Below are 1,817 nucleotides of genomic sequence, written 5' to 3'. Positions count from 1 at the left end.
GGTCCGGATTATATGCCGGCGTGCTCGCCGTCGCAGCGACCGCTGCCGTTGAGCTGAAGAACATCGATCCGGCGATCAATACGCCGATTGCTCCACGGCGACGCGAGACAGCCATTTGCCTTCTCCCCTGGCGCTGCGGGAATCTGCCCCCGCAAGATTCAGTCACAACAATGATCATAGCATAAGGTTTCAAGACAATGGACGACAGGAACGATCCGGTCCGGATGAAACAATTCCTCGCCTGCGATTTCCGTCAGGGACTTGCGCCATCGCGTCCGCCTGGCCGCAAAGATATGAACGTTCCCCGGCGCCGCGTCAGGCAACCGGATCGAACCACGGATGAATGCCGCGAACCCATCCTGTGGCGCGAACCGACGGCCGCGTTGTCCCGGCGCTCGAACCGGGCAGCATTTCGCCGCAGCAATGCCTTCCATCGGCGCTGGCCGGCTTTCGCCTCAGCTCGGCGAACTGCCCGAACGAACTGCCGCGAAATAGGACCGCATTTTGGCCAGTCCCTCGTCGGAGAGCTCGACCAGCACTCGGCGACGGTCGCTGGGGTCGGCGATACGCCGCGCAAGACCGACGCTGTCGAGCTTTTCGATCCATCTCAGCGCCGTTGTCGCGGGCACGGCCGACGCGGCGACCAGCTCCGACGTCGACACGATATGCCTTCCCAGATGAGACGCGTAGAGTTCCAGCAGCATGTCCCAGGCGGGATCCGCAAACAGCTCATCGCCGAGGATCGCCTCGCGCGTGCGCCGCTCCGCGAGGATGGCCCGCACTTCCGCTTCGCGTACTTCCTCGTGAAGCGCCGCCTCGTAGCGCGCGCTCGCGACCCGTTGCTTCAGTTCTCCGATTCCTTGCTCCAGTCGTGCAATCTGCTGTTCAACGCTTGACTCTCTCCACAATGCGGGCTGGTTCATGGGTCCTTCTCCTGATCTTGCTCGCCAATTTGGAGGTACTGCGTTCCAATTCCATGAAATAAGCGTCCGATGCGGAGTGATCGCCGGATTGGAGCGGCTGAATTCAATCGGAGAGGCCAGCGGTTTTGCAGCAGAAACGAACGATCTCCGCCCGAGGCGGCGTGTCGTCGTAGTGGTTACGCATGACCATGTTCAACTCAGGCGCGGGCGCAAAAGGCAGTCATTTTCAACGTCCATGGGTCTGCTGTCGAAGGCTTTCGTTAACCATTTCGGACCAACTTGCACGCGCTCGGCCGTGCTGTTGAGGGATCAGGACAAATGGAGAATGAATCAGCAGCAGGCGAGCAACCGGTCCTGCTCCGCGACCGCTGCAGCGTGAATGACGTGGCGGCAGGCGCCGCTCCTGCCCCGCTCACTTCACCGCAGCGCGTCAGGGAGATTGTCAAGGCGCGGGCGGCCCGGCGGAAATTCTTCAACGAGCAGCTCTTCGCCGATCCGGCATGGGACATGCTGCTCGAGCTTTACGCGCTGAAGTGCGAGGATCTGCGCATTTCCGTTTCGAAGCTCAGCCATGCGGCGGGCGTTCCGGGCACAACCGCATTGCGCTGGATCGACAAGCTCGAGCAGGAGCAGCTTCTCTTTCGCAAGGACGATCCGCTCGACGGCCGACGGATCTGGATCGAGCTTTCGGACAAGGGCCTCGAAAGGATGCGCGCCTATCTTCAGCATCTCTCGGGCGGAACGGCCGCGCTCTAGTCTTCGCCGAGACCCCCGATTCAGTCGGGCGCCACCAGGAGAAGGACCGCGGCTGCTCGCGGCGCCCCGCTCGAAGCGGCCTCGGTCATGGTCACGACCAGCGCGTTCGCCGGCCCGGAGCCCGAGCCGCAGCCGGCG

2 protein-coding genes are annotated in these 1,817 nt (G+C 62.7%); one reads left to right on the top strand and one right to left on the bottom strand.

The genetic code is table 11. The features are described from left to right. Nucleotides 1–455: 455 nt before the first annotated feature. The gene (locus GH737_RS14640; RefSeq protein WP_155265496.1) at nucleotides 456–923 is read right to left on the bottom strand and encodes a winged helix DNA-binding protein; all 468 of its coding nucleotides are present in this window, start codon (nucleotides 921–923) and stop codon (nucleotides 456–458) included. A 318-nt stretch (nucleotides 924–1,241) separates the two neighbouring features. Between GH737_RS14640 and GH737_RS14635 the strand changes: the two genes are divergently transcribed. Next, nucleotides 1,242–1,679, top strand: a complete 438-nt coding sequence (locus GH737_RS14635; RefSeq protein WP_155265495.1) for a helix-turn-helix domain-containing protein — start codon at nucleotides 1,242–1,244, stop codon at nucleotides 1,677–1,679. The last annotated feature ends 138 nt before the right edge of the window (nucleotides 1,680–1,817 follow it).

It is taken from the genome of Sphingomonas segetis (genome assembly GCF_009720245.1).
GTDB lineage: Bacteria > Pseudomonadota > Alphaproteobacteria > Sphingomonadales > Sphingomonadaceae > Sphingomicrobium > Sphingomicrobium segetis.
This window is presented reverse-complemented; position numbering and strand designations above follow the sequence as displayed.

Coding starts and splice junctions, on each gene's coding strand:
- GH737_RS14635 (WP_155265495.1), top strand. CDS start 1,242: ATGGAGAATGAATCAGCAGCAGGCGAGCAACCGGTCCTGCTCCGCGAC.
- GH737_RS14640 (WP_155265496.1), bottom strand. CDS start 923: ATGAACCAGCCCGCATTGTGGAGAGAGTCAAGCGTTGAACAGCAGATT.